This is a genomic window from Polaribacter aestuariivivens (assembly GCF_005885675.1).
GTDB classification, from domain to species: Bacteria; Bacteroidota; Bacteroidia; order Flavobacteriales; family Flavobacteriaceae; genus Polaribacter; species Polaribacter aestuariivivens.
Genome location: NZ_VANR01000003.1, coordinates 218808 through 245631, shown reverse-complemented (window position 1 = coordinate 245631; position 26824 = coordinate 218808). Strand labels below are relative to the sequence as shown.

Annotated in this window: 19 protein-coding genes; 6 read left to right on the top strand and 13 right to left on the bottom strand. The window is 30.6% G+C overall.

Going from position 1 to position 26824, the window contains the following annotated elements:
• Positions 1-31 precede the first annotated feature (31 nt).
• Both FDT66_RS07140 and FDT66_RS07135 read right to left on the bottom strand, forming a co-directional pair.
• Positions 32-2533: a S9 family peptidase gene (locus tag FDT66_RS07140; RefSeq protein WP_138535481.1), complete on the bottom strand. Its 2502-nt coding sequence runs from the start codon at positions 2531-2533 to the stop codon at positions 32-34.
• A 104-nt stretch (positions 2534-2637) separates the two neighbouring features.
• Positions 2638-3087 carry a nucleoside deaminase gene (locus FDT66_RS07135; RefSeq protein ID WP_138535480.1) on the bottom strand — a complete coding sequence of 150 codons (450 nt, stop codon included), beginning with the start codon at positions 3085-3087 and terminating at the stop codon, positions 2638-2640.
• Between the two features lie 57 nt (positions 3088-3144).
• Here FDT66_RS07135 and dxs point away from each other — a divergent pair, with 57 nt between their 5' ends.
• Positions 3145-4914, top strand: coding sequence for a 1-deoxy-D-xylulose-5-phosphate synthase (gene dxs / locus FDT66_RS07130; protein ID WP_138535479.1), 1770 nt, complete (start codon positions 3145-3147; stop codon positions 4912-4914).
• Between the two features lie 49 nt (positions 4915-4963).
• On the opposite strand, the gene FDT66_RS07125 is transcribed toward dxs, so the two are convergent.
• The 4 genes from FDT66_RS07125 to FDT66_RS07110 all read right to left on the bottom strand — a co-directional run bounded on the left by FDT66_RS07125 (position 4964) and on the right by FDT66_RS07110 (position 12388).
• Positions 4964-7660: a T9SS type A sorting domain-containing protein gene (locus tag FDT66_RS07125; protein WP_138535478.1), complete on the bottom strand. Its 2697-nt coding sequence runs from the start codon at positions 7658-7660 to the stop codon at positions 4964-4966.
• Positions 7661-7708: 48 nt separating this feature from the next.
• Complete coding sequence (locus tag FDT66_RS07120; RefSeq protein ID WP_138535477.1) at positions 7709-9049, bottom strand: deoxyguanosinetriphosphate triphosphohydrolase; 1341 nt, start codon at positions 9047-9049, stop codon at positions 7709-7711.
• Between the two features lie 282 nt (positions 9050-9331).
• Positions 9332-11110, bottom strand: a complete 1779-nt coding sequence (locus FDT66_RS07115; RefSeq protein ID WP_138535476.1) for a ribonucleoside-diphosphate reductase subunit alpha — start codon at positions 11108-11110, stop codon at positions 9332-9334.
• A 3-nt stretch (positions 11111-11113) separates the two neighbouring features.
• Positions 11114-12388 (bottom strand): ribonucleotide-diphosphate reductase subunit beta, encoded by a 1275-nt coding sequence (locus FDT66_RS07110; RefSeq protein ID WP_138535475.1) that lies wholly within the window; start codon positions 12386-12388, stop codon positions 11114-11116.
• A 411-nt stretch (positions 12389-12799) separates the two neighbouring features.
• Between FDT66_RS07110 and FDT66_RS07105 the strand changes: the two genes are divergently transcribed.
• On the top strand, positions 12800-13840 hold the full coding sequence (locus FDT66_RS07105; RefSeq protein WP_138535474.1) for a COX15/CtaA family protein: 1041 nt from the start codon (positions 12800-12802) through the stop codon (positions 13838-13840).
• 182 nt (positions 13841-14022) lie between these two features.
• Here the strand turns inward: FDT66_RS07105 and FDT66_RS07100 are convergent, their stop codons facing one another.
• Positions 14023-14445 carry a molybdenum cofactor biosynthesis protein MoaE gene (locus FDT66_RS07100; protein ID WP_138535473.1) on the bottom strand — a complete coding sequence of 141 codons (423 nt, stop codon included), beginning with the start codon at positions 14443-14445 and terminating at the stop codon, positions 14023-14025.
• A gap of 64 nt (positions 14446-14509) precedes the next feature.
• Between FDT66_RS07100 and FDT66_RS07095 the strand changes: the two genes are divergently transcribed.
• Positions 14510-14779 (top strand): DUF3817 domain-containing protein, encoded by a 270-nt coding sequence (locus FDT66_RS07095; protein ID WP_138535472.1) that lies wholly within the window; start codon positions 14510-14512, stop codon positions 14777-14779.
• Positions 14780-14799: 20 nt separating this feature from the next.
• Here FDT66_RS07095 and FDT66_RS07090 read toward each other — a convergent pair whose 3' ends face one another.
• The 6 genes from FDT66_RS07090 to FDT66_RS07065 all read right to left on the bottom strand — a co-directional run bounded on the left by FDT66_RS07090 (position 14800) and on the right by FDT66_RS07065 (position 22166).
• Positions 14800-15042 (bottom strand): MoaD/ThiS family protein, encoded by a 243-nt coding sequence (locus FDT66_RS07090; RefSeq protein WP_138535471.1) that lies wholly within the window; start codon positions 15040-15042, stop codon positions 14800-14802.
• Positions 15043-15053: 11 nt separating this feature from the next.
• Complete coding sequence (locus tag FDT66_RS07085) at positions 15054-17522, bottom strand: DUF5686 and carboxypeptidase regulatory-like domain-containing protein (protein ID WP_138535470.1); 2469 nt, start codon at positions 17520-17522, stop codon at positions 15054-15056.
• A gap of 128 nt (positions 17523-17650) precedes the next feature.
• Positions 17651-18328: an N-formylglutamate amidohydrolase gene (locus tag FDT66_RS07080; protein ID WP_138535469.1), complete on the bottom strand. Its 678-nt coding sequence runs from the start codon at positions 18326-18328 to the stop codon at positions 17651-17653.
• On the bottom strand, positions 18328-19551 hold the full coding sequence (locus FDT66_RS07075; RefSeq protein ID WP_138535468.1) for a glutamate-cysteine ligase family protein: 1224 nt from the start codon (positions 19549-19551) through the stop codon (positions 18328-18330). The genes FDT66_RS07080 and FDT66_RS07075 overlap by 1 nt, the downstream gene beginning before the upstream one ends.
• 1 nt (position 19552) lies before the next feature.
• Entirely contained in the window at positions 19553-20998 is a 1446-nt protein-coding gene (locus FDT66_RS07070; RefSeq protein WP_138535467.1) for a RimK family protein, read from the bottom strand.
• A gap of 142 nt (positions 20999-21140) precedes the next feature.
• Positions 21141-22166: a LacI family DNA-binding transcriptional regulator gene (locus FDT66_RS07065; RefSeq protein ID WP_138535466.1), complete on the bottom strand. Its 1026-nt coding sequence runs from the start codon at positions 22164-22166 to the stop codon at positions 21141-21143.
• A 183-nt stretch (positions 22167-22349) separates the two neighbouring features.
• Here FDT66_RS07065 and FDT66_RS07060 point away from each other — a divergent pair, with 183 nt between their 5' ends.
• From FDT66_RS07060 to FDT66_RS07050, 3 genes are all read left to right on the top strand, one after another.
• On the top strand, positions 22350-24974 hold the full coding sequence (locus tag FDT66_RS07060) for a TonB-dependent receptor (RefSeq protein ID WP_138535465.1): 2625 nt from the start codon (positions 22350-22352) through the stop codon (positions 24972-24974).
• Positions 24975-25148: 174 nt separating this feature from the next.
• A complete protein-coding gene (locus FDT66_RS07055; protein ID WP_171032337.1) occupies positions 25149-25514 on the top strand; it encodes a glutaredoxin family protein in 366 nt (121 codons plus the stop codon).
• Positions 25504-26805, top strand: a complete 1302-nt coding sequence (locus FDT66_RS07050; protein ID WP_138535463.1) for an MFS transporter — start codon at positions 25504-25506, stop codon at positions 26803-26805. The genes FDT66_RS07055 and FDT66_RS07050 overlap by 11 nt, the downstream gene beginning before the upstream one ends.
• Positions 26806-26824 lie beyond the last annotated feature (19 nt).

Genomic DNA, 26824 nt, shown 5'->3' with positions numbered 1-26824 from the left:
TTTATAATGAATTAATATTCATTTTTTTGAATTATCTATTCATTGGTTTGTTTAAATTCATGTACATATTATCTACTTCTGTAGCTTCTACACCTAATAAATATTTACTAAAATGATCGGCTCTTAACCAGAAAGAGTATTCTGTCATGTTTCCAAAACCATGTCTTTGTCCTGGCATAATCATAAATTTAAAACGTTTGTTTGCCTTAATTAATTCGTTTGCCATTCTAATGGTTCCTGCTGGATGTACGTTGTTATCCATATCTCCATGAATTAACATTAAATGTCCTTTTAGGTTTTTTGCTAAAGATTGGTTGTCATCAATTTTATATTTATGAGAAATTTTTCCTTTTTCATCAATTTCTTCTTTAACACCATGATGTGTTTCACTCCACCATGAATTATATACATTGTTATCGTGATTTCCTGCAGATGAAACTGCGGCTTTAAAGAAATCTGGATATACCAACATTGCAGCTGTAGACATAAACCCACCTCCTGAATGACCGTAAATTCCTACTTTTTCAATATCAATAAATTTATATTTATTCGCTAACTGTTGTGCTACGTATTTTTTATCGGCTAAACCGTAATCACGTAAGTTTCCATAACCATAATTGTGATACCATTTAGATCTATCTGGATGTCCACCTCTGTTTCCTAAAGTAATTACTACAAAACCTACTTGTGCCATTCTATCTAAACGATCCATTCTGTATGAAAAAGATTTGTTTACAGCTTCTGTTTGAGGTCCTGGGTATACATATTCTAATAATGGATAAACTTTTGTAGAATCCATTTCAAAAGGTGTATACATTACTCCATAAATATCTGTAATTCCATCATCTGCCTTTACTTTAAATGGTGTTGGAAATTTATAACCTGAAGCCATTAATTGCGATAAATCTGCAGTTTCTAACTCCATAACTTCTCTTCCATTAGAATCCATTAAGTTTGATTTTGGAACAGTATTTACTCTTGAATAATTATTTACAAAATACTTATTAGAGTCAGACATATCTGTGTTTGTTGTAAAATCTCCCGGATTTAGTGTTTTCATTCCACTTCCATTAAGGTTGATTTTATAACTATGTAAATAATAAGGGTCTTGTTCTTTATTTACTCCATTTGCTGTAAAATAAAGTGTTCTGCTTCTTTCATCTAAACCTTCAAAACCATCAACATGATAATCACCTTCTGTCACTTGATTTTTTAAGTTTCCATCAGCATCATATAAATAAAAATGTGCCCAACCATCACGTTCTGCCCAATGTAACATTTCTGTTTCATTATTAAATAAAATTAAAGGACGAGACTCAATATACGTATTAAAACGCTCTTCAATTAATGTTTTGTATTCTCCTGTATTAATATCTGCAACATTGATATCGTATTTTTTACGGTCTCTAGAAATTACACTAAAGTATACTTTTCCTTTTTTTGATAATAAAAGTGAAGGAGTAAAATCATCGTCATAACTTGATTTTTTTCTTGGTGCTCTAAATACAGAAATACTTTGTTGACGAACAGTATCTAAAGGAACTTTTATATGTGTTTTTGTTGGAATGTCAAATATTAATAATTCAGATTTGTAATATTCTTGTTCACCAGGCATATGATATTTATACGTTTCTAAAGTTGGTCTTTTTTTCTCTGTAGAATTAATTACCCATAAATCTTTTATGTGTCTAGAATCTGATTTTTGAAAAACAAACTTTTTAGAATCATGAGACCAAGTACCCCAAACACCTTTTCTTTTGTCTTTATTTTTTTCAATATCTTCATTATCTTGACCTCTGTTTCCTCCACCATAACCGTAGTTTTCTTCACCATCTTTTGTCCACTGGTTTTCTACAACTGTACTATCTTTTTCATCTTTAATAAACTTTTTAAAGTTCATTTTATCCATCCAGTATAAGTTGTAGTTTTTAGAATATAAAACAATAGAACTGTCTGGAGCAACATTTGCCCAACTTCTCCAAGGTCTTTTTTCTTCTTTTTTTGTATCTAAAATTGTTAATCCGTTTCCACCTAATTTATACTCTAAATGGTATACTTTTTTTTCCATTTTAGGTTTTTTCTTCTTTGCTTTTTTTGTTGAAGTAGAGTCTTTTTTTGTTTCATCTTTTTCATCTTCAACCTCAACTTCTTCTGTAGAAGTTACTCTGAAACGAATTGCATCTTCTGCCTCGTTAAATTTAATATTTAAACGTGGTAAATGTTTTGCATCGTAAGGATCTTTGGTAATTTCTGTTAACCATTTTGCCATTTTTACATTGTCAAAAAGTGGTTTTTTAGATTTTCTATCTGCATCTACAATGTAATGATTAGAACCTTCTGAGGTTTTGTAAGCATACCAAAAGCGATTTCCTTTTTTTAACCAATGTGGTCTTACACTTGTAGAGTGTACCATTTTAGCCAAATTAGTTGGAGAGTATTTGGCAGCTGCTCTGTAATTAGGTTTTGGTGTTTCTTGTGCAAAATTTGCAATCGTAGCAAATACCAATACCATTGTGAGTAAAATATTTTTCATTTGAAGAAAGTTTGAATGTTTAATTAAAAAGCTAAAGTTCTCTAAAACAAACTACATATCAAATTTTAAATATTTTTTTGGTAAAACATTAACATTTTTTAACGTTAGTTCAAATTACGCTTTTCAATAAAAAAACGTTTTAATAATTGTAAACATTCGTTTTCTAATATTCCACCAATAACTTTTGTTTTTGGATGAAGTGAAGTTTTTAAATTGATAAAACCTCTTTCTGGTTCTGAGGCTCCGTATACAATTTTACCAATTTGGGTCCAGTAACTAGCACCTGCACACATTTGACAAGGCTCTAAAGTAACATACAATACACAATCTTTTAAATATTTACCTCCTAAAAAATCGGCTGCTGCAGTAAAAGCTTGCATTTCTGCATGTGCAGTCACATCGTTTAACGTTTCAGTTAAATTGTGTGCTCTTGCTATAATTTGATTTTTTAAAACAATTATAGCTCCTACAGGTATTTCACCTTTATCAAAAGCATTTTCTGCTTCTTGATAGGCTTTTTTCATAAAATAGACGTCATCAAAAGGTTGTATCATTTTTTTTGAAAATAAAAATCAATATTACAAAAATTGAAATTGTATTTTTGCATAGACTTGAAAAACTTATTAGACCACATATCAAATCCTGAAGATTTAAGAAAATTAAATCGAACGCAATTGCCACAATTGGCAAAAGAATTGCGTGATTTTATTATTGATGTTGTTTCTACTAAAGAAGGTCATTTAGGAGCTAGTTTAGGTGTTGTTGAATTAACCATTGCATTGCATTATTTGTTTGATACACCAAACGACTTATTAGTTTGGGATGTTGGTCATCAGGCTTACGGACATAAAATTTTAACGGGTAGAAAAGAAACTTTTCATACCAACAGGCAATTTGATGGAATTGCCGGTTTTCCCGCAAGAAAAGAAAGTAATTTTGATGCTTTTGGAGTTGGGCATTCTTCAACTTCCATTTCTGCTGCTTTAGGGATGGCAATTGCTTCTAACTTAAAAGGTGAAACCAAAAAACAACATATTGCAGTTATTGGTGATGCTTCTATTGCGAGTGGAATGGCGTTTGAAGCCTTAAACCATGCTGGAGTTTCTAACGCAAATTTATTGATTATTTTAAATGACAATGCTATTGGAATAGATCCTTCTGTAGGTGCTTTAAAAGAGTATTTAACAAAGGTAAAAACAGACAGAAAGTTAGCAGCTCAAAATAATATTATAAAAGCTTTAAATTTTGATTATTCTGGACCCATTGACGGACATAATTTACCTAAAATTCTATCAGAATTAGAACGTTTAAAATCGGTAAAAGGCCCTAAATTTTTACATATAATTACCACAAAAGGAAAAGGTTTACAGCAAGCTGAAGATGATCAAGTAACCTATCATGCCCCAGGAAAATTTGATAAAATTTCTGGAGAACGCATTAAAAAAGAAGCAAGTTTATATACGAAATATCAGGATGTTTTTGGTAAAACATTAGTTGAACTGGCAGAAAAAAACGATAAAATTGTGGGAATTACTCCTGCCATGTTAACTGGAAGTTCTTTAAAATTTATGCTCGAAAAATTTCCTGAAAGAACTTTTGATGTTGGTATTGCAGAACAACATGCAGTTACTTTGGCAGCAGGAATGGTTACCCAAGGTTTAATACCGTTTTGTAATATTTATTCCACATTTTTACAACGTGCATATGACCAAGTAATTCATGATGTTGCTTTGCAAAACTTACCTGTAATTTTCTGTTTAGACAGAGCTGGTTTGGTAGGTGAAGATGGTGCTACACATCATGGAGTTTTTGATTTAGCGTATTTGCGTTGCATTCCTAATTTAATTGTATTTGCCCCTAGAAACGAAATTGAGCTAAGAAACATATTGTTTACGGCTCAAAAAGGGTTGAAAAACCCAATTGCAATTCGCTATCCAAGAGGAACTGGAAAATTATTGGAGTGGCAAAAATCTTTTGAAGATATTGAAATTGGAACAGGTACTTGTTTGAAAAAAGGAAGTAAAGTTGCAATTTTAACTATTGGAACAATTGCTAAAAACGTTATAGATGCTTTAGAACTAATTTCAGAAAGAGACAACTTTTCTCATTACGATATGCGTTTTGTAAAACCTTTAGATAAAAATTTATTAGAAGAAATTTTTGCAAACCACACTTCTATAATTACTGTGGAAGATGGAGTAGTAAAAGGCGGATTTGGCTCTTCTATTTTAGAGTTTGCTGCTAAAAATAAGTACCCGCATCAAATAAAAACGTTGGGTATACCAGATATGTTTATTGAACATGGAACGGTTTCTCAATTGCAACATATGATTGGTTTAGACCCTAAAAGTCTATCTAATTTACTAAATTCTTACGTATAAAAAAAGACGCTCTTAAGCGCCTTTTTTTAAATTTAAATAAGTTTTAAAACTATTCTATAATAATTTTATTTGATGATTTCTTATTATTCTCATCAACAACATTAACGATATAAATTCCTGCATTTAAGTTTACAGAAATTTCTTGTTTTTCTTCAGAAGTAAAATCTAAATTAGCTTTGTAAACTTGTCTTCCTGAAATATCAAAAATATTTATTTTAGATTTCCCTAAGCTATTTTTAGCAAAAATCGTAAAGTTTCCATTTGAGATTGTTGGATATACTGTAAAAGCTTTTTTATCTGTTAAAACATCGTCAACAGAAGCTGTTCCATCTGTAAAGGTTGTTGTAAACATACCTCTACCATGTGTTGCTGCTAAAACTGTGTTATCTGATGCTCTGTATTGTAACATATCTACTCTTACACTTCCCATTCCTGTTGAAGCAGGTTCCCAAACAACAGTAGTTGCAGTAATGTCGTCTGTTTTCCAAATACCAGCCTCTGTTGCTAAAATAACTTGTTTTCTATTTAATGGGTTGAATAAGGACCACCTTACTGGCATATCTGGTAAATTACCTTCTACATTTATCCAAGATAAACCTCCATTTGTTGAATACCAAACACTCTCAACTCCATAATTAGAATATGTTAGTAATAATTCATCCTCAGTTGCTCCAATTTCTAAACAAGAAATTGATCCTTCAAAAACTGCAAAATTGGTTCTTACTGCTACGTTTTCATCAGCAGTTCTTTTTACAATTCTACCACCTGATGTTGAAAAATAAACTGCCCTGTTTTCCTTATTATAAGGAGAAACTCTAATGTTTGTAACTGTTGAATTTAATAACTCTGGAATTGTAATTGTATCTTTCACTCCTTTAAAATCAGAGAATGATCCTTGATCTGCAAAATCTGCATTTAAAGTTGCTGTGGTTATTTCATTATTATCGTTATAAGAATACAAAACATTGTTTTCACTATCATAGTCCGCAGCATTAATAAAGCTACCATTATTAGGGTTGTTTATCAATGAAATCCAAACACTGCTTCCTCCTGTATAATCTAACAAATAGTAGTTATTATTTGTAAAAGATACTATTTGATATACACCTCTTGTTTCATTTGTAGCTGTTTGATCTATAAAACAAAAGCCTCCATCACCTCCCCAAACTTCTTCACTAGAAGCTATACCTGGTGTTTCTAGAAATTGAGATCCGTTATCTTGTGACCCTCCTAAAAATCCATTTGGATTCACTGGGTCTATAGCCCCAGAATAAAACTGAGTGATGTTAAAATTTTTGTTTCGAGTAAAGAAGCCTTCGTTATAAGGATCAAATGTTAATGTTGTAGGAACTTTTGTTAAATCTGGTGCGTATTGAATACCACCATCATTTGCTACTAACAATTCATTTGGATGATTTGGTCTGAAAATAATATTGTGTTGATCTGCATGTGCATAACTCACTGTTGCGTCATAAAAATCGGACCAACTTGTTATTTTTGTCCAAGAATCACCACCATCTAACGAATTAAATGTATTGATACCACCAACATAAATGTGATTTTCATTTACTGGACTTATTTGTACAATTAAATCATACCATGCTTGACCTCTTGTAAAATCGTCATTAGGCACTGTACTATCTCTACTATCTGAAGGAGTTGTTGCGGTAGTAGTCCATGATGTTCCTCCGTCAGTTGTTTTTACAATTTCTCCTAATGCATTACCGTTTGCAATTAAAGCATAAACCACTGAAGGGTTGGATTGAGCAACTGCTAAATCTACTCTTCTTGGATTTTCTACTGAAGATGTATAATTAGCAGTAAATTTTGTTCCGGTTGAGGACGAAAAAATAGAACCAGTTGCAGTTCCGAACCAAATCGTATTATCTGATGCTAATTCTAAATCTCTAACAATTTCATCACTTACAATATCCCACGTTTCACCACCATCTAAAGATCTTATTAAATCTGAACCAGTTGTGCCCTCCAAATCTCTAACAGCAGCATAAATAACCCCTATTACTCCACCTTCATTTCTAACAATAATATCAAAAACTTGGTCATAAATTCTTGAGCTTGGTAAGTTTACCCAAGTTGCGCCTCCATCTGTACTTTTCCAAATACCTCCTCCATTTATGGCGTCTATATTTCCATAACCTTCTCCAGTACCTGCATACATTGTTGTTGTTACAACTGGATCATAGTCCATTGCTGTTACTGCAAAGTTAGACATGTCTGCAGCCAATTGACTCCAAGAAACATTTTCGTCTGTAATATCATTATTAACCCAGATTCCTCCACCAACACCACCTGCAAATACTTTTTTGTCTGTTGGGTCATTTGGATCAAACATTAAAGCTCTTGTTCTACCAGCTACATTGTTTGGTCCTCTAGAAACCCATGAAAAATCTTCACCTTCTTTTCTTTGTCCTTTAGGTTTATTTTTATTGTATCTTTTTACGTAGTCTAATGCTTCAAAAAATCGTTTTCTAGGAATGCTTTTTGTTTTTGGATCCATTGTTCTTAAGAAATCTTGCTCAAAAGCTAAATCTGGACGATCTTTTTTTGGCATTGCTTTTAGTTCTTTTTTACTTAAAGCTTTTCTTTTTGAGTATGGATGATTCTCAATATATGCTGCATATTCTCTTTGTCTTTTATCCGCATCGTTTTCATTATTTTGAATTGCTGTAACTGAAAAAATAGCGACAATGATTATTGCTGCAAAAATGTATAATTTTTTATTCATAGGTGTTTTTTTAAAAAAAGTAGCCAAATTTAATGATATTTAATAGTACTAAATAATATTTCCTGTTAATTTTTTATGAGTTCTGATTGCATAACTATCTGATATTCTTGAAACATAACTACAAATTTGCATTACTCTTGAATACAGGTTGGCAGTTTCTGTTTGGTATTCTTTTGGTAGTAAATTTAAAACTAGTTTATCGAAGTTAGATGCTTTACCAAAATACTTGTTATTTATTGCTGTTAAAAATACATCTAATAAATCTGCAATAATTCGATAACCTGCTATTTCTTTTTCTATAACCTCTGTGCTTTTGTAAATTTTATCTACACTTATTTTTATTATGTCGTTAATTTGTGCTTCATACTTACACTTGTCTAATAATGATTTTTCAAAGGTTCCATTTAAAATGGTTTGTTCGTTGGCTAAAAAGATTTCTACAGCTTCATTGATTAAAACTCCTATTGCTAAGGCACGTAAATAGCTTATTCTGTCGGTTTTGTGTTTTAATGAATGGTATTTTTTAATATCAATAGTATCTTTTACGAGCTTAATCATGTATTCTAAAGCAAAATCTTCTTCGATTAAACCGAGGTTTATTCCATCTTCAAAATCGATAATCGTGTAGCAAATATCATCTGCAGCTTCTACTAAATAGGCTAATGGATGTCTGTAAAAAGAAATGTCTTCTGTAGCAGATTTTTTCTTCATTCCTAAATCCTCTACCACTTCTAAAAAAGCGTCTTTTTCTGATTGAAAAAAACCGTATTTTTTATCTACAATATGGTTTGTAGGTTTTTTTGGTAGGCTTTCTTTTGGGTATTTTAAAAAAGCTCCTAAAGTGGCGTAACTTAAACGTAAACCACCAGAAATACCTTCTCTAGATTCTGTTAAGATTTTAAATCCGTTTGCATTTCCTTCGAAATCTATTAAATCTTGATATTCTTTATCTGTTAAATCGGCTTTATATTTTGCGCCCTTTCCTGTTTTAAAATACTCGCCAATAGCTTTTTCTCCTGAATGTCCAAAAGGAGGATTTCCAATATCGTGCATTACTGAAGCTGCTGCTACAATGGCTCCAAAATCGTTAAATGCATAGCCTAATTCTGTTAAGTTTGGGTGACGTTCTAATAACACTTTTCCAACTCTTCTACCCAAAGTTCTACCTACAACAGAAACTTCTAAACTGTGTGTTAAACGTGTATGTACAAAATCGGTTTCTGATAACGGAATTACTTGTGTTTTGTCTTGTAAGCTTCTAAATGCGGATGAAAATATAATTCTATCGAAATCTACATCGAAACCCAAACGTGTTTCGTCTTGTGCTATTCTTGGACGTTTTTGTGTGTCGCCAAAGCGTTTTAAAGAAAGGAGTTGTTCCCAGTTCATTATTTTATTTTTAAAATTGAGATTCCTTTTTGTGCAGGAATGACAAGTTGCACGAAAATACGAAAAAGATGCTTATTTAAGTTTCTAAAAACTTTACGAGTAGCAAAAAGTAATTAAACAGTTTTAGCCCAGATTGAAACGACATCCTTTTTGCCTTTTTTGGCAAAAAGATATAGTGGAAAGCTGGAAATAGCTCCAAAAAAAAGAGAAACATTGCTGCTTCTCTTTTTTACGAACTTTTATTATTAAGATTTCTCGACTGCGCTCGAAATGACAAAGTCATTATCCTTCACAAGAAGCACATTCTTTCTTTTGCTTGAATTTCTGTGCTGCATTCATACTGTGTTGGTAATACATCGATTTTACACCTAATTTCCATGCATTAATATATACTGCATTTACATCTTTAATTGGCATATCTGGGTGCACCATAATGTTAATAGATTGCCCTTGATCGATATGATTTTGCCTGTTTGCTGCTTGGTAAACAATTACGTTTTGGTCGATTTCTGAATAGGTTCTAAACACATCTTTTTCTGCTTCTGTTAAGAAATCTAAATGCAATACAGAACCATCGTTATCTCTGATGCTCGTCCAAACTTCTTTGGTATTTTTCCCTTTTTCTTCTAAAACTTTTTCTAAAATTGGGTTTTTAATGGTTGTTTTAATTTTTGCGATATCTTTTACGTAAATATTCGACCAAATTGGCTCAATTCCTTGAGAAACTTGCCCTAAAATAAATGCTGATGACGTTGTTGGCGCAATTGCATTCAAAGTTGTATTACGTCTTCCATAACCTTTTAACACTGCTGGCTCTCCATATTCTTTTGCCATATCTTCTGAAGCTTTGTAAGATTTCTCTTTAATAACTCTAAAGATTTCGCTGTTTAAATCGTAAGCTTCTGGACTGTCGAATGCTAACATTTTTGATTGTAATAAAGAATGCCATCCTAAAGCGCCTAAACCTAATGCTCTGTTATCTTTCGCAAAATTATAGGCTTTTTCCATGAAACGGAACGTAAATTGATCGTCTCTATCTTTTGAATCTCTATAAACTTCTAACTTTGTGATGAATTCTTGCATTACTGCGTCTAAGAAGTATGTTAATGTTTCTACAGCATCTGTATCTTTCCACTTATCGTAATGTAATAAGTTTACGGATGATAAACAGCAAACGAAAGACCACTCTTCATTAGAAGGCAACATAATTTCTGTACACAAGTTACTTGCGTAAATTTCATGGTTTTTGTCTTTGTAAACATCAACCGTTCCATTATTTGCGTTGTCTCTAAATAATATATATGGATATCCTATTTCGCCTCTTCTTTGTAAAATTTTTGCCCAAATGCTTCTTTTTTCTACATCTCCAGCAATCATTTCTTCCATCCATTGGTTACCAACTGTAACTCCATGTGTTAATTCTTGAATTGGATTTCCTTCTGTTCCAATTTCTAAAAATTCTTTAATATCTGGGTGATCTACTGGTAAATATGGAGAAAAACGACCTCTTCTTACAGAACCTTGACTAACAACATCTACCATTTTTTCGAACAACTGCATAATATGCACAGAACCAGATGACGAACCATTGTTTTTTACTTCTGCTCCTCTTTCACGCAACTTACCAAAATAACCAGAAGTTCCTCCTCCTAATTTAGACATCATACCAACTTCCGATTGTGAGAACAAAATGTCTCCCATATCATCTGCAACATGACTTCCAAAACAACTAATTGGCAAACCTCTTCTTTTTCCAAAATTCGACCAAATTGGCGATGCTAAAGAAAAGAATCCTGCAGCCATATATTTGTAAAACTTATCCGAAAAACCTGGTTTGTTTAATATACGCTCAGCATTGTCTGCAATTTCACGAATTCTTTGTTCAGGAGTTGTATTTTCTGTTAAGTAACCTGATTCTAAAAATTTACGACTGTTTTCTGTTAACCATTCAATTTCTGGTTCACTTTTGTCTTTCAACATTTTTTCTCTAGCAGCGTTTCTTGCTTGAATCAGTTGTTCGTGTTCTGTAAGCTCGGTAGTTTTTGTGTTTGTTTGGTTCATGGTTTAAAATAAATCGTCGCTTGTTATACTTTTTGTTCTTTTACTATAGTTGATAGATCTTTTTACGAAAAAATCTCCGTGTTTGGTTCCAATAATTTCGTCATCAAACCAATCTGTTTGTTCTAATAATGCTTCGTCTGTATCAAATACTTTTTCGATACCAATGCTTTCTAATGATTTGTTGAATCTATTTTTAATAAATTCTTTAATTACGGCTTTTGGTAAGAAATCTAACTCTCCTTTTTCGAAAATCCAATCGATAATTTTACTTTCAGATGAATAAGCTTCTTTACAAGTTTCTTGTACTAATAAACTGTGACTTTCGTCAAACCAATCTGGATTTTCTTCTTTTATAATTTTAATTACATCAATTCCAAAATCGCCATGAATTTGCTCTTCTTTAGAAGTTGCTTCTACCACGTTAGAAATACCTTTTAGCACGTTTTTGTGCTTGTTAAAGGCCATGATAATTAAAAACTGTGAGAATAAAGAAACGTGTTCTATAAATAATGAAAACAGAATTATAGATTCTGAAAACTCTTTATTGTCTTCACTATTTACATTTTTTAGTGCCAATTCTAAATAATTAACACGTCTCATAATCACTGGATTTTTTTTCAAGTTTTTAAACTCGTTATTTAACCCTAAGATTTCTAATAAATGAGAATATGCATCATGATGTCTTACTTCACTTTCTGCAAATGTAGAACCTACTGAACCAATTTCTGGCTTTGGCATTCTCTTGTAAATATCTCCCCAAAATGTTTTTACTGCAACTTCAATTTGAGAAATTGCTAACATGGTGTTTTTTATCGCGTTTTTTTCTGTTTCATTCAAATATGCCTTAAAATCTTGAATATCACTAGTATAATTAAATTCTGTATGAATCCAATAAGAGTGTCTAATTGCATCTACATATTCGTTTAATTCTGGATAATCGTAAGGTTTTAGGTTCAGCCTTTTTTCGAAAATATTTCTTTTTCTATTTCTTGCTTGTTCATCTCTATATAAAATATATGCTTTGGCAACATCGCGAAAACGACTGTCCATTAACTTATATTCTACAATATCTTGAACCTGTTCTACAGTGGGTGTATAATTGGGTTCATTCAACTTTCTTTCTAATAAAGTACCGTTAACGATATTAGTAATTGCCATTGCATCTTCTAAAGAACCATTGTTTACAGAAATCATTGCTTTTTCTATGGCTCTTGTAATTTTGTCTAACTCGAAATTGCTAGTTCCTGAGTCTCTTTTAATAATTTGAGTAATTTTCACGGTAAAAAGGTGTTATTTGAATGTTAATAAATCGTTAGGAACGACCTCTACAAAGATTGCGATTTTTGATCCAAAATGAAAGTCATACTTATTCACAAATCCCTTGAAGTTTTTAACAATTACCTTTGCTTTACGAATTTCATAAAAATTTAACGTTTTTACAATTATTTGAAAATCAATAATTTAAAACATAAAAAATGCTTAACTTCTTGCTATTGCTGACATTCGCAATAACTACTTTTTAATTTCATTTTTTTAATTGAAAAATTAAAATTGTTTTAGCGTTCTTTTTTTTTAAAACAATTTTTTTGTGAAATTTTGTGTTATTTAGAATTTTTATACATAGATGCAAGGTTTTCAAAAATTTTTTTGCTCGTTTAATTTTAAAGTATCTTTGTAAAAAGTTTTTTAATGAAAAATAGATTCCCAAAAATTGTACAAATTGCTATAATTTCTGTTTATTTAATTTTTTTAGCTGGCTCAATTGTTAGAATGACTGGTTCTGGAATGGGGTGTCCTGATTGGCCTAAGTGTTTTGGTTACTATATTCCACCAACTTCGGAAGAACAAATTACATGGAAACCAAATACTGAGTTTAAAGAAGGTTTTATTATTATAAAAGACGAAACGTTATTTGTTGCTGAACATGATTTAAAAACTTCGTCTGAATTCAACCTGAAAAATTGGGCAAAATATACCAAACACGATTACAATAAATTTAATAAATACCATACCTGGACAGAATACATCAACAGATTGGTTTCTGTTTTAGCAGGCTTTGTTTTTTTATTTTTGGTTTATGGCGCTTATAAAAACAGGAAGACAGATAAGCGAATTCCTATACTCGCTTACACAGCTTTCTTATTAATGCTTTTTGAAGCTTGGCTTGGAAAAACAGTGGTAGACTCTAACTTAACTCCAACAATTATTACCATTCATATGGTGGTTGGCTTAATAATTATTGCACTTTTATTATGGTTGCAATTTATTGTTTCTGATAACAAGAAAGTTTACAAGTACAATTCATTATTTAATAAGTTACTGATTGCTTCCGTTATTTTTTCGTTGATTCAAATTGCTATGGGAACTCAAGTTAGACAGTTTATAGATGAACAAGTAAAATTATACGGTTTCGAAAACAAGAATTATAGTTTAATGAATCCGAGTTTTAAATTTTATTTCCACAGGTCTTTTACCATTGCAATTGTATTGGTAAACTTAAGTTTGTTATATTTAAACCAATTGAAAAATTTAGGCTACAAACTTGTAAACTGGATTGTTTTCTTAATCTTTTTAGAAACCATTACAGGAATTTTAATGTATTATGCTGAAATTCCTTTTGGTACTCAAGCAATTCATTTATTGGCTGGTGCAATTTTATTTGGGTTGCAATTTTATTTGTGGCTTCAAAGTCGAAAGACTTTGAGTACGCAGTCTTCAGTGGGCAGTTAGCAGTTGTTGCTCTAAAAAAATTTCTCCCTAAATTTCGGTAACAATTTCGATGAAAAATTGAATTCACTCGAAGTGACAGACTCTGAAACTTTGAAACTAAATAATAAAAAGCTTTGCGTCTTTGGGAGAAAAAAAACTGACTGCAAACTGAAGACTGAAGACTGAAAAACTGCAAACTAAAATCACGGATGTGCATTTACCCAAACTTCGCCGTCAGAAAAGTATTCTTTTTTCCAAATAGGAACAGTTTCTTTTAAAGTATCAATAGCAAATTCGCAAGCTTCGAAAGTTGCTTTTCTATGTTTTGATGAAGCTGTAATAATTACAGGAATTTCACCAATTTGTAACATTCCTTCTGCATGATGAATCGCAATTTTATGAATGGGAAATTTTTCTAAAGCCAAATCTGCAATTTTTTGCATTTCTTTAATTGCCATTGGTTTATAAGTAGAAAAATCGAGTTGTAAAACTTCTTTTCCTTGTGTATCATTTCTTACAGTTCCAATAAATGCTGAAATTCCGCCACAAGAATCGTCTTCTACAAAATTGTAACATTCTTGTAAATCTAGTTTTTTGGAAGTTATTTTAATGGAAGTTCTCTTCATTATTTAACAAAAATAGTAATTCAAAATGTATCTTTGCAATCTTAAATTTCAATACTTCAAAAAAATGAAAAGTATTTTTAGAATTGTAAGCTTTTTAGAAGGAGTTTCTTACCTACTTTTATTATTTATTGCAACTCCAATTAAATATTTACATGGTGATGCTTCTTACGTAAAAATGTTGGGTATGCCACATGGCCTTTTATTTATGTTGTATATTGTGTTGGCAATTGTAATTCAAAAACAAATGAATTGGAACAATAAAACCTTAGGAATTGTTTTACTGTGCTCTATAATTCCGTTTGGAACTTTTTATATGGATAAAAAGTATTTATAAATTGCTGCTACAAATATTACTTAGCCTCCACTAACAGGAGGTATTATAGCAACCACATCACCTTCTTTTAAAATTAAATTACCTTCTGCATAAGTTTCATTTACTGCGATTGCATAAGAATTTATATTTTCTAGTTTTGGATATTTTTTCTTCAAAAAAACTTTAAAATCGTTTATTGAACTGTTTTCTGAAATTGTTATTTCCAAATCATTGGTTTCAACCAAATCTGAAGTAATTCCGAAAAAAAGAGTTTGAATTTTCATCAATATATATTTTAAAATAAACTTAATCTAAACAAAAAACCATCATTAGAAACGCCTCCGTAATTAGAATGCACATAATCTACTCTTAAAAAACGCCATTTACCAAAACCAATATTATCTAACCCAACAGAAAACTCTGTATACGGCTTTTTATCAGCCATAAATAGCCCTTTTACGCCACCAACCAAATGTAAATTTAACTTATTTAATAAAGGAACTTTACCTAACACAGCGCCTTTAAAGTTATGTTGTGCGTGCATTTCTGCATATTTGTCGTTTGTATAAAATTTGTAGTATTCTAACAAACCAAAACTAGTTAATTGGTTGTCTAAAGGAAATGTTAGTTGGTTTCCGTTAGCTTGTAAATAATCCATAAAAGCGATGTCTTTTTGTTTTAAAAAGATACCTCCACGAATATTGTACTCAAATTGTCCATAGTTACCTGCATTTACATTTTGTCTAAGGTTTGCAGTAAATAAATCGGAATTTAATTCAGCATTAGATGCTGCAAAACTTTTTGTGTACTGAACATTTAAAGTTGGAAATTTCGCATTACCTACACTTACTTTACGATTTGGATATGATAAATACTTTTGCCCAAAAACAATGGTTGCTCCTACATTTAAAATTGCAATATTATGTGAATAAAAAGCAGCATTTGTAAAATCTGTTGGATCTAAAGGGTTGTTAGATGTATAACCTCCGTTTTTATCTTGTGGTGCAAAAGAATAATTTGTGGTGTTGAACAACGGATTTCTTTTTGCGTATTCTAATGAAGAAGAAAAATAAATACCGTTTTTTATTTCTTCAGAATAGCTCACTTTTGCAAATTGTTTTTCGTAAATTTTCATGTAGTTAAAACGATCTAACAAAGAACTAAAAAGGTTATTTAGTTTTAAAATTGGTTCTCTTCCATTAAATTGTGGTGTGGTAACTCCACCAAAAATACTTAATCGTGGTTTTGAGAAATTGTTCCATTTTTTAGAGAAATAAAAGGTTGGTCTTACTCGTTCGTCAGAAAGTCCGTAGTTTACATTTACTCCTGCATTCCACCATTTACCGTTTTCATTAATTTCTTCAAAATAACTAAATCCTGCAGAAGTATTAAAACCTTGAACTGTGTTAAAACTAGTTCTTAACAAAGGTCCATTGTAAGAAAACGAACTGTTTTTGTAAGAATTTCTATGAGTATATCCCATAAGAGGATCTGACCATTTGAACTTGTTTCCTTTTGCATCAACAGAATCTAAATATTTTTTTGATTTTCGAACTACTTTTATACTATCTTTTATATAATAATCAGTCGTTTCTTCTTTAGTTAGTGGAACTGGACGTAATTTATTCCAATAAAGTGAGTCTTTTTCTGTTGCATTTTTTTCGAATGTTAAAACTTCGTTTGTAAATGTTTTCTCTGTAAAATTTGGCTGAAAATTATAATCTGAATACACATAAGAAAACTTTCCATTCGGTTTAAAACCGAAAAATTCAATATCAAAATCTATGGTTTGTGTTTTTAAAACCCAAGCGTTTATTTCATTGGAATAACCATAACTTTGTTTTAATGTTAATGAGTTTACAATAGGAATATTTATTTGCGAACCTGTTGTTGTTACATCTGCTCCATACAAAGCCCAATCATCTTCAACAATATATAGAGAGCCTTCGAAAATTCGGTCTCCTTTTCTTTTAGGAATTATATTTATTTTATTAATTAATTTTCCATTAGTATCGTAAAAAGTACCCTCTAATTTATAATTATAATAACTAAATGCATTTGTGGAAATTGGTGAAATTAAATTATTAAAAATAGCAATACTGTTTTCGTATAAATTTATGCTTGAATCTTCTGCCCTATTAAAACTTACTCCATTATCTTGTCCAGAAACTTTCGAGGCAACGATGTTTTCTTTAAATTTTTTCGGATTTTTTTGAAAAGATATGTTAGAAAATGTTTCTGATAAATAAATAATTCCACTTCTAGTAGAATCTAAACCACCTCCAAAATCTCCCATACTTTGGCCTAAAAAACTTTCTGGTGCATCTTTTATTTTTGTTAAACCACGTGAGTAAAATTTGGCTGTATAATTGGCGTATTTATCAGTATTTTTTTCCTTGTTTTCAATTACATTTCTAATAATTGCATTTGCAGGATTGTCTTTTGTGGAAATAGATATTTCATTTAAAACTACATTTTCTTCTTCAAGAATTGCATTTAATTCAAACGGAAAAGAAGTGATGTTTACTTCTTTTTTTAAAGTTTCATATCCTAAAAATTGAAAAACTACTGTATAATTTCCTTTTTTTGAAAGTGTTAAAACATACTCTCCATTATCATTAGAAGTGGTACCTGTATTGGTTTTATCTAAATAAATACTTACTGAAGAAAGTGGTTCGTTATTTTTATCTGTAATGACTCCTTTTATTTGGGCAGTACTTACAAATACTGTAAACAATAAAAATAGAAAAGTAATTTTTTTCATAGTTGGGTTTTGTTGATAGTCGCAAACATAAAGTTTCTGTTACAAATTAAAGTTTAAAAAATGTTAAACCAATTGTAATCGACTTTTTTTATAGACGTATTTCAACGCTAAAAAGTTGTATGAACTAATTAAATTAAATTTTCTAAGCTTTTATAAAGTAAATATTTTACAGATTTTTCCATTTTATTGTTTTTAGAAAATTGCTGATTTACCTCTAACTCTACACCTATATAATTGGTTGGAAATTGTTTTCTTAAATAGGTTGTAAAACCATCTGCTTTTCCTAAATATGGATAGTTATAACGCACGTTTACTGAAGTGTCAATTGCTAAAATTTCACTTTTAAATTGTTGGCAAAACTCCTTTTCTGCTTTTTTTTTAGAATCGTACAACAACCCAATATCGCAATTTCTTTTTATTGAATGTAAAATTGGTGTAAAAGAATGTACAGAAAGATGCAAAACAGTTTCATTATTTTCTATTGATTTTCGAATTTCAGTTTCTACAGAATTTCTGTAGATTTTGTAATTTAAAATCAAATGATCTTTTTCTGTTTTAGAAAGTGATTTTGAAAATTCTGAAAACAAATTTTTGTGATGCAAAGACCTGTTCAACTCAATTAACAACCTGCTTTCTTCACTAAAAAAAAAGGTATTTGCCAATGGTTTTAAATGATTGAACACATCTAAAGCACCTAAATCGAAACCTCTGTGTGTTTCTAAAACTGCTTCATCATTTTTAAAGATATATTGAAGATTTGCAGGAATTTTATTACCTCCATGTTCGCAAGAAAGTAGTAATTTCATTAGTAAAACAAGCGATTATCTGCTAAACAGTTTGCCAAATTTATATACACTTTTTTGATGTTTGTTTCTGATAAATCACCCTTTAAAGCCTTTAAAATTCTTGTGGAAAGTGTACCGTCTTTTAAAATAGTGTCCAACGCTTCATAATGAGATTTATTAATGTTTGGTTTTGCCAAATCATACAAGTGTTGCCAAACTTGTTTTGCGGTAGTTTCTTGTTGAATTCCGAAGGTTTGTAAATACGCTACATTAGTAATTACAGCATTTTCAGCATCTTTAATGGTATCGTTTAACAAAGGAAAAAGCTCAGTATTTTTCCATTTTTTCTGATAAGAAAGTGTTGCCAAATCTAAGTTGACCAATAATTTTAAAACTTCAATAATTAAAACACAAATGGCAATATCTGCTTTCGGACATTCTTGAATATCTACCAAACGAATTTCGATGGCATTTCTATCAAAACGCGCAATGGCACCTCTACTATTTAAAAAATGATGCTCTAAAATATTATCCGTATCAAAAGGTTTTATGGCTTCATTTATAGGATCAAAAATTACTGAATTGTAATCTTTTTTATTGAAAACATTTTCTGGAATTACCATTCCTGTCATTGCAGGAATTTCTTTTTGATTGGTTTTATAGTATTCTAAACGTGTGTCTTTAAATCCTGTAATTTTTCCTTCTAAAATTGGTGAACTTGCGCACAAAGCAGGAATTAATGGTAAAATAACACGAACTGCTGCATGAAGTTTTTCAAACTCTTCATCATTAAAAAAAGGTAAGTTTATATGTGTACTTTGTACATTGCTCCAACCATGACCTTTGCAATCAAAAATTTTATTATACAACGCGTAAACCTCGCTATAACTGTGTTTCCATAGTGAAGTATCTGTTAAAGGATTCATTAACGGATGTGAAGCTGTTGGTAATAAATTGGCATCTAAACTTTCTAAAAGACGATTAATTTCAATAATATTTTGATGAAATAATTCTGATAAACCATCTAAATTATTGGTTGGCCCATTTGTTTTTAATTCAACAACATGTGCCACCAATTCATTACTCCAGGCAATTTCGCCATTTTCAACATCGCCAGTTAATTCTCCATTTTTTTTTGTTAAAAGAGCATCTACAATTGGCGCAACTTTAAATGATTTTGTATTTGTTAGCATGTATTCTAACTCAATACCAAACACTTCAAATAAGTGATATTTTTTACCCATTTTATTGTAATCTTGTTTTTAAAGCTGATAAAATTTTGGTGTAAATCAAATCTCCATAATATTCATCTTCTACACCAAAATCGATATTTGGATTGTCGTTAATTTCGATAACCATTGGTTTGTTATTCACCACTTTTATATCAATTCCATACAAACCTTTACCCATTAATTTTGCTGATTTTAATGCCATTTGAATTACTTTTTTAGGTACTTTTTCAATTGGCAAACAATCTGACTCTCCATCTTGTTCTTTCTTCTTTTTTGCTTTCCAGTTGTAAATTTGCCAATGTCCTTTCGCCATGTAATATTTGCATGCGTAAAAAACCTCATCATCTATAATTCCAATTCGCCAATCGTAATCTGATGGACAAAATTCTTGTGCAATTATCAAATCAGACTCTTTTAACATTTCATCAACCAAAGTTGTATATTCTTCTTCCGTTTTTGCTTTTTTAACTCCGAATGAAAATGTAGAATCTGGTGCTTTTAAAACACAAGGCAAACCTACTTGAGTAATTACTTCATTTCTATTGTCTTTATGAACAATGATGGTTTTTGGAGTAGCAATATTTGCGTTGTTCAACGCTTCTGCCATATATACTTTATTGCAACATTTTAAAATCGCGTCTGGATAATCAATAATTGCAATATCTTCTTGTTGCGCTTTTCTTGCAAAGGCATATGCTTCATTATTTACCTCTGTACTTTGGCGAATAAATAATGCATCAAAAGAAGTTAATCTGCTTAAATCTTTTGGAGTTATAATTTCTGCATATATATTCATTTTTTCAGCAATGTCAACAAACTTTCTTAATGCCTTTGAATTGCTTGGTGGTGCAGCATCATTAGGGTTTACTAAAATTGCTAAATCAAAATCTGACTTTGTTAATTTTGGAGTATCATACCTTTTTTTAGAAAAATACTGATTCGCAAATTCGTGCACAGACTCTAAGTGTTCTGCAGGAATTTCTGATTCTGAAATTGCTTTAATACTTTGGATATTCCATTTTGTATTGAATGAAAACTTCACACGCAAAAAAGGAACTTGAAAATGTTTGTAAAAAAGACTACTTAACTCCTTATATTTTTGTGCTACGTTTTGACCAAAATAAATACTTAATGTAAATTCTCTCGATTTTATGTTTTTTAAGCTTTGCTGAATGACATCATCAAAATCTTCAGAAACAATTTTAACCAACTTTAAGTCATTTAAATCTACCAGATTTTTAATGGTTGGTATTGCCAAATGACCTCTTGCCTCCGCTAATAGTGATACATAATAGCCTTTTGTTTGATAGGTATAATCTTTACATAAATTAAAGATTCTTGCTTTTTTTATGAGCGAAAATGTTGAGTTTGTAAGATATTCTTGAGAAGAAATTACAATAATATTATCAATAGAAAATTTCCATTTTTCTGGTTGATTTACAACAATGTATTTATTCATTTAAGTGCATAATAGCAGTATATATTTGGTACAAAATTATAGTATTTTTTAATTGCTTTTACAAAACGATAAAAATATTTATTTATTTTTTTATGTATTAATAATCAAACACTTATAACTTCTACTAAAATAAAAATTTATATTAATTTCTGGTAGAATCTCTTAAAATTAAATCTGTTTCTAAAATAAGTTCTTTAAACGTAAAATCTGAATTTTTCTTTTTCTTCTTTATTTCTTTATACAGTAATTTAAAAGCGTTTTTACCCATTTCTAAACCTGGTTGATTAATTGTGGTTAAAGAGGGCGAAATTACGGATGCCATAAACCAGTTACTAAAACCAACAATATTTATGTCTTCGGGTATTTTTACTCCTTGTTTACTAAACTCAGTCATTGCTCCAATTGCAACCAAATCTGTATTGATAAAAATTCCATCAACATCATTATGTTCTTTTAATAATTTTTGCGCGTTTAACTTTCCTTCTTCAAAACTCATATCACCACATTCACATATATATACTAATGAAGCGTCATATTCTAATCCATTATCTATTAGTGCTTTTTTATACCCCAAAAACCTGTCAATAGAGTTTTGTGGTAATAAAGGACCTCTAAAATGTGCAATTCTTTTACAACCAATATCTATTAAATGTTGCGTTGCTTTGTAGGCAGCTTTTCTGTCATCTATAATAACTTTAGAACATTTTACAACCTTAGCAATTTTATCAAACATAACTAAAGGAGTATCATTTTCTATTACTTCATTTAAATGTTTAAAATCTGCTGTTCCGTTTGCTAAAGAAATTAAAATACCATCTACTCTTTTACTTAATAATAAATCTATTTGCTTTTTTTCTAACTCATAAGACTCATTAGATTGAAGTATAATTACTAAGTATCCCTTTTTTTCTGCTTGTGCAATAATACCTTTAATAACGCTCGAAAAAAAGTGATGCACAATTACTGGAATAATTAATCCAATAGTTTTAGATTCTTTTGTTCTTAAATTTACAGCAAAAGAATTAGGCTTATAATTTAGCATAGAAGCTGTTTCTCTTACTAATTTTCTAGTTTTTTTGTTTACATCTGGATAATCTTTCAGAGCTTTTGATACTGTTGTTATTGAAATTCCTAATTTTTCTGCTATTTGCTTGAGTGTTACCAAAATAAAATACTCTTGTTTTGAGGTTAATGTGTGTTTTATTACCCTATAAATATAGTAAATTATCTTAATCGAAAACGTTTTCGGTAAATCGAAAACGTTTTCGATTTATTTTTTTCACAAAACTTTTGCCTATAAAAATACATTTGTCAATGAAACAATTAACTTTTTATTAAATTCACATTTAAAATGAAAAAACAATTAAACTTTAGAATTACTGTTTTGATGGTATTTTTACTTTCAACTACAGTTTTTGTTGCTCAGTCAACAATTTCAGGTAAAGTAAAAGATCAAAATGGAAATCTAATTCCAGGAGTAAACATTATTCTTAAGGGAACTACTCAAGGAACTACTACAGATTTTGATGGTGTTTACAAAATTAAAAATGTTGCAAACGGAAACTATACGCTTGTTGCATCTTATATTGGTTACGATAATTTTACAAAAGAAATTAATGTAAACAGTAATTTAACTCTAGACATTACCATTATAGAAAATGCACAGTCTTTAGATGAAATTATAATTACAGGAGTTGTAAACCCAAAATCTAAATTAGAATCTAGTGTTTCTATTTCAACTGTGGGTATTAAACAAATAGAACAAGCTTCTCCAAGATCTGCAGGTGAACTTTTTAGAAGCATACCAGGTATTCGTGCAGAATCTTCAGGAGGTGAAGGTAATGCAAACTTCAACGTACGTGGTGTACCAGTTTCTTCAGGTGGTTCTAGATATTTACAATTACAAGAAGATGGACTTCCAATAATGTTATTTGGAGATACTTCTTTTGGAAATGCAGATAACTTTTTACGTATAGATTCTAATATTGGAAGAGTAGAAGCAATTAGAGGTGGTTCTGCTTCTACACAAACATCTAATGGTCCTGCTGGAATTATAAATATGATTAGTAAAACAGGAAGAACAGAAGGTGGTACTATAGGTGCAACTTATGGTTTAGATTATCAAACTAGTAGATTAGATTTTGAATATGGAACTCCAATTGGTGAAGGATTATATTATCATGTTGGTGGTTTTATGCGTGTGGGTGAAGGCCCTAGAAATATTGGTTACCAAGGTAACAAAGGAGGTCAATTAAAAGCAAATATTACTAAAGAATTTAAAAACGGTTATGTACGTACTTATTTCAAGTATTTAAATGACAGGTCTGTAATGTATATGCCAATGCCAGTAAGTTTAACAGGTTCAAATTCTAATCCTACTTTTAGAAATCTTCCAGGTTTTGATATTACTTCAGATACACCACATTCTGTAAATATTCAAAATACATACAGTGTTTATGATGGAAATCCTACACAAAACGATATGAGAAGTGGTAACAACCCAGTAAGTGCTTCAGTTGGCGCAGAATTTTCTTTTGATCTTGGAGACGATTGGAAAGTAAATGGTAAAGCTAGATACTCAAACAATTCTGGTCAATGGAATGCTCCATTTACCGCAAATGTAGGTGCAGTTGCAGATATAGAAGCTTTAGTAAGAGGTGCTTCAGGAGCAACAGGTGCTTTAACTTTTCAAGATGGTACTCCATTTAATCCTTCAAATGGATTGGCTCAAGATATTAGATACTTTGATGTAACTATTGAAGATTTAAGCAACTTTTTTAGTGACGTAAAAGTTACTAAAGCTATTAATGACAACATTGGAGTTACTGTAGGTATGTTCTCTGCAACACAAAATACTAAAATAGGATGGCAATGGAGTTCTGCTATTTCTGAAGTAGCAGGTGATGGTAAAGCTAGATTAGGAATTTTTGACGGATTCTCACAAGGTGGTGCTTACTCTTTTGGTCAGCCAGTTTGGGGTAACTGTTGTCAAAGAAAATACAATACTGTACATAATGTAAACTCTCCTTATGTAGGTGTAGATGCTGAAATTACTGAAAAATTAAACTTTGATGGTAGTGTACGTTTTGAAAATGTAAACGTTAACGGAACTATAAACTCTGGACAATTAAGTAATTTAGATGCTAATGGAGGTTTAATTGGTTTTGACTACAACAGTGATGGTGTAATTAGCGATTTTGAATCTACAATCCCAACTATAGCTGGTAACCCAGGACAAGCAATAAGTGATGACTATAACTTTGTTTCTTTCTCAGCAGGTTTAAATTATAAAATTAATGATGGATCAGCTGTTTTTGGAAGATATAGTAAAGGTGCTTCTGGTAGAGCTGCAGACAGAAATAATTATGGTGCAGATGGTTTAGGAGACGTACAATTTGATGAAATTTCTCAATTTGAAGTTGGTTTAAAAAAGAGATTAAATAACGGTGTTCTAAACGTAACAGGTTTTGTAAGTAATACAGATGAAGGTATTAGTAACGAATTAAACAGAACTGTAGGAAACCCTTTCAAAGCTTTAGGTTTAGAAGTAGAATCTGCATTTAGTTTTGGAGATTTTGGAATCAACGGATCAGTTACTTATACAAAAGCTGAAATCGATGGTGGAGTAAATAAAGGTAATAAACCAAGAAGACAAGCAGATTTTGTTTACAATTTAGCACCAACATATTCTTTTGGTGCAAACAAACAACACCTTTTTGGAATCACAATATTAGGTACTTCTAAATCTTTTGCGCAAGATGATAATGATCTTGTAATGCCAGGGTATGCATACATAAATGCTGTGGCAAAAATTAGCTTAACAAGAGGGTTATCTTTAAGCGTAAACGCAAACAATTTATTCGATACAATTGGTGTTACAGAAGTGGAAGGAAATGGAAATATAGCTAATGGTTTAGCTGTGGCAAGAACAATTTCTGGTCGTTCTACAACTATGACATTGCAATATAGTTTTTAAAAAAAAAGTTTGTTAATTTTTATTGATTTGAATTAGAAATAGAGCCAATGAAAAGTTTATTGGCTCTATTTTATTAAAACTAAAAACTATAAAAAAGTTATTAATAATAAAGACTAATTTGCAAATTTTTTAATGGGTCAAAATTTTAATTATCTATCTAAAATAAATTTTAAAATGAAATATTTAATAATTGTAGTTCTATTTTTAACCACACTTCAAAGCAACGCTCAAGAATCATTTCATCAAACCAAAGATTCCAAAAAAGAAAAAATGATTGTGTATGGAAGTGATAGTTGTCATAGTTGTTTAGATACTAAAGCTTTTTTAAAAGAAAAGAATATTAAATTCATTTATTACGATATCGATATTAATAAAATCAAAGAACAAGAAATGTTAGCAAAACTTCAAAAAGCAAATATTTCTATACACACTTTGAGCTTACCTGTTATAGACAATAAAGGAGACATTTTTTTAAACAAAGGCAACTTTGATGAATTTCTAAAAGTTCTTGGTGAAAAAATTAAAAAAGATGAAAATTAAAAAACCTACTTTAAGTTTCTGGCAAATACTAAATATGAATGTTGGGTTCTTTGGAATTCAATATAGTTTTGGTTTGCAACAAAGTGCAGTTACACCGATTTACGATTTTTTGGGTGCAAGTCCAGATCAAATTCCATTATTACATCTTGCTGGTCCAGTAACAGGTTTGTTAGTACAGCCAATTATTGGAGCATTAAGTGATAAAACTTGGAGTCCAAGATTTGGAAGACGTAAACCTTTCTTTTTAATTGGAGCAATTTTATGTAGTTTAACTTTATTGGCATTTCCTTTTAGTAGTTCTTTATGGATGGCAGCAGGTTTATTATGGATTTTAGACGCAGGTAACAATACTGCAATGGAGCCATACAGAGCATTAATTGCAGACAAACTAACGAAAGAGCAACAACCTTTAGGTTTTCAAATGCAAAGTTTTTTTACTGGCTTAGGTCAGGTTTTGGCAAATTTATCACTGTTTATTTTTCCCTTAATTTTTATAGGTGCAACTGGTTCATTACCTAATTGGGTGTATGCATCTTTTTTTCTTGGTGCTTTTTGTTCTATTGCAACTATACTTTGGAGTATTAGTAAAACAAAAGAAATACCGCCAACACCAGAAGAGTTAGCAAAATTAAAAAATGAAAAAAGAAGTGTAGTTGGTCCTTTAGTTGAAATTTTTTCAGCAATAAAAGACATGCCAAAAGTAATGTGGCAATTAGCCTTAGTATATTTATTTCAGTGGTATGCCTTATTTTGTTACTGGCAAAACTCATCTAAAAGTGTTGCACTCTCAGTTTGGAATGCAACCCCAGAAAATAAAGAGTTATATAGTGAAGCTGTAAGTTGGACAGGTTTGGTAAACGGTTGGTACAATGTAGTTACGTTTTTAGTAGCTTTTGCATTGGTTGGTTTTGCGAAAAAATATAGTCCAAAAAAAGTACATGCATTCTGTTTAATAATTGCAGCAATAGGCTTTTTAGCGTTTCCACATATCGAAAATAAAAACCTATTATTCTTTGCAATTACTGGTTTCGGTATTGGTTGGGCAAGTATGATGGGAATTCCATATTTAATGGTCGTTTCAGATATTCCAAAAGAACGTTATGGTGTGTATATGGGAATTATTAATATGATGATTGTAATTCCAATGATTATTCAAACATTATCCTTTGGATACATTCTAAAAAACTTTTTAGATAACGACCCAAGAAACGCAATCACTTTTGCTGGAGTTTTATTGGTTTTAAGTGCCATTTTTACGCTATTTATTAAAAGTAAAAAACAAGTTCAATAGTTTTTTACTCAATTACAAA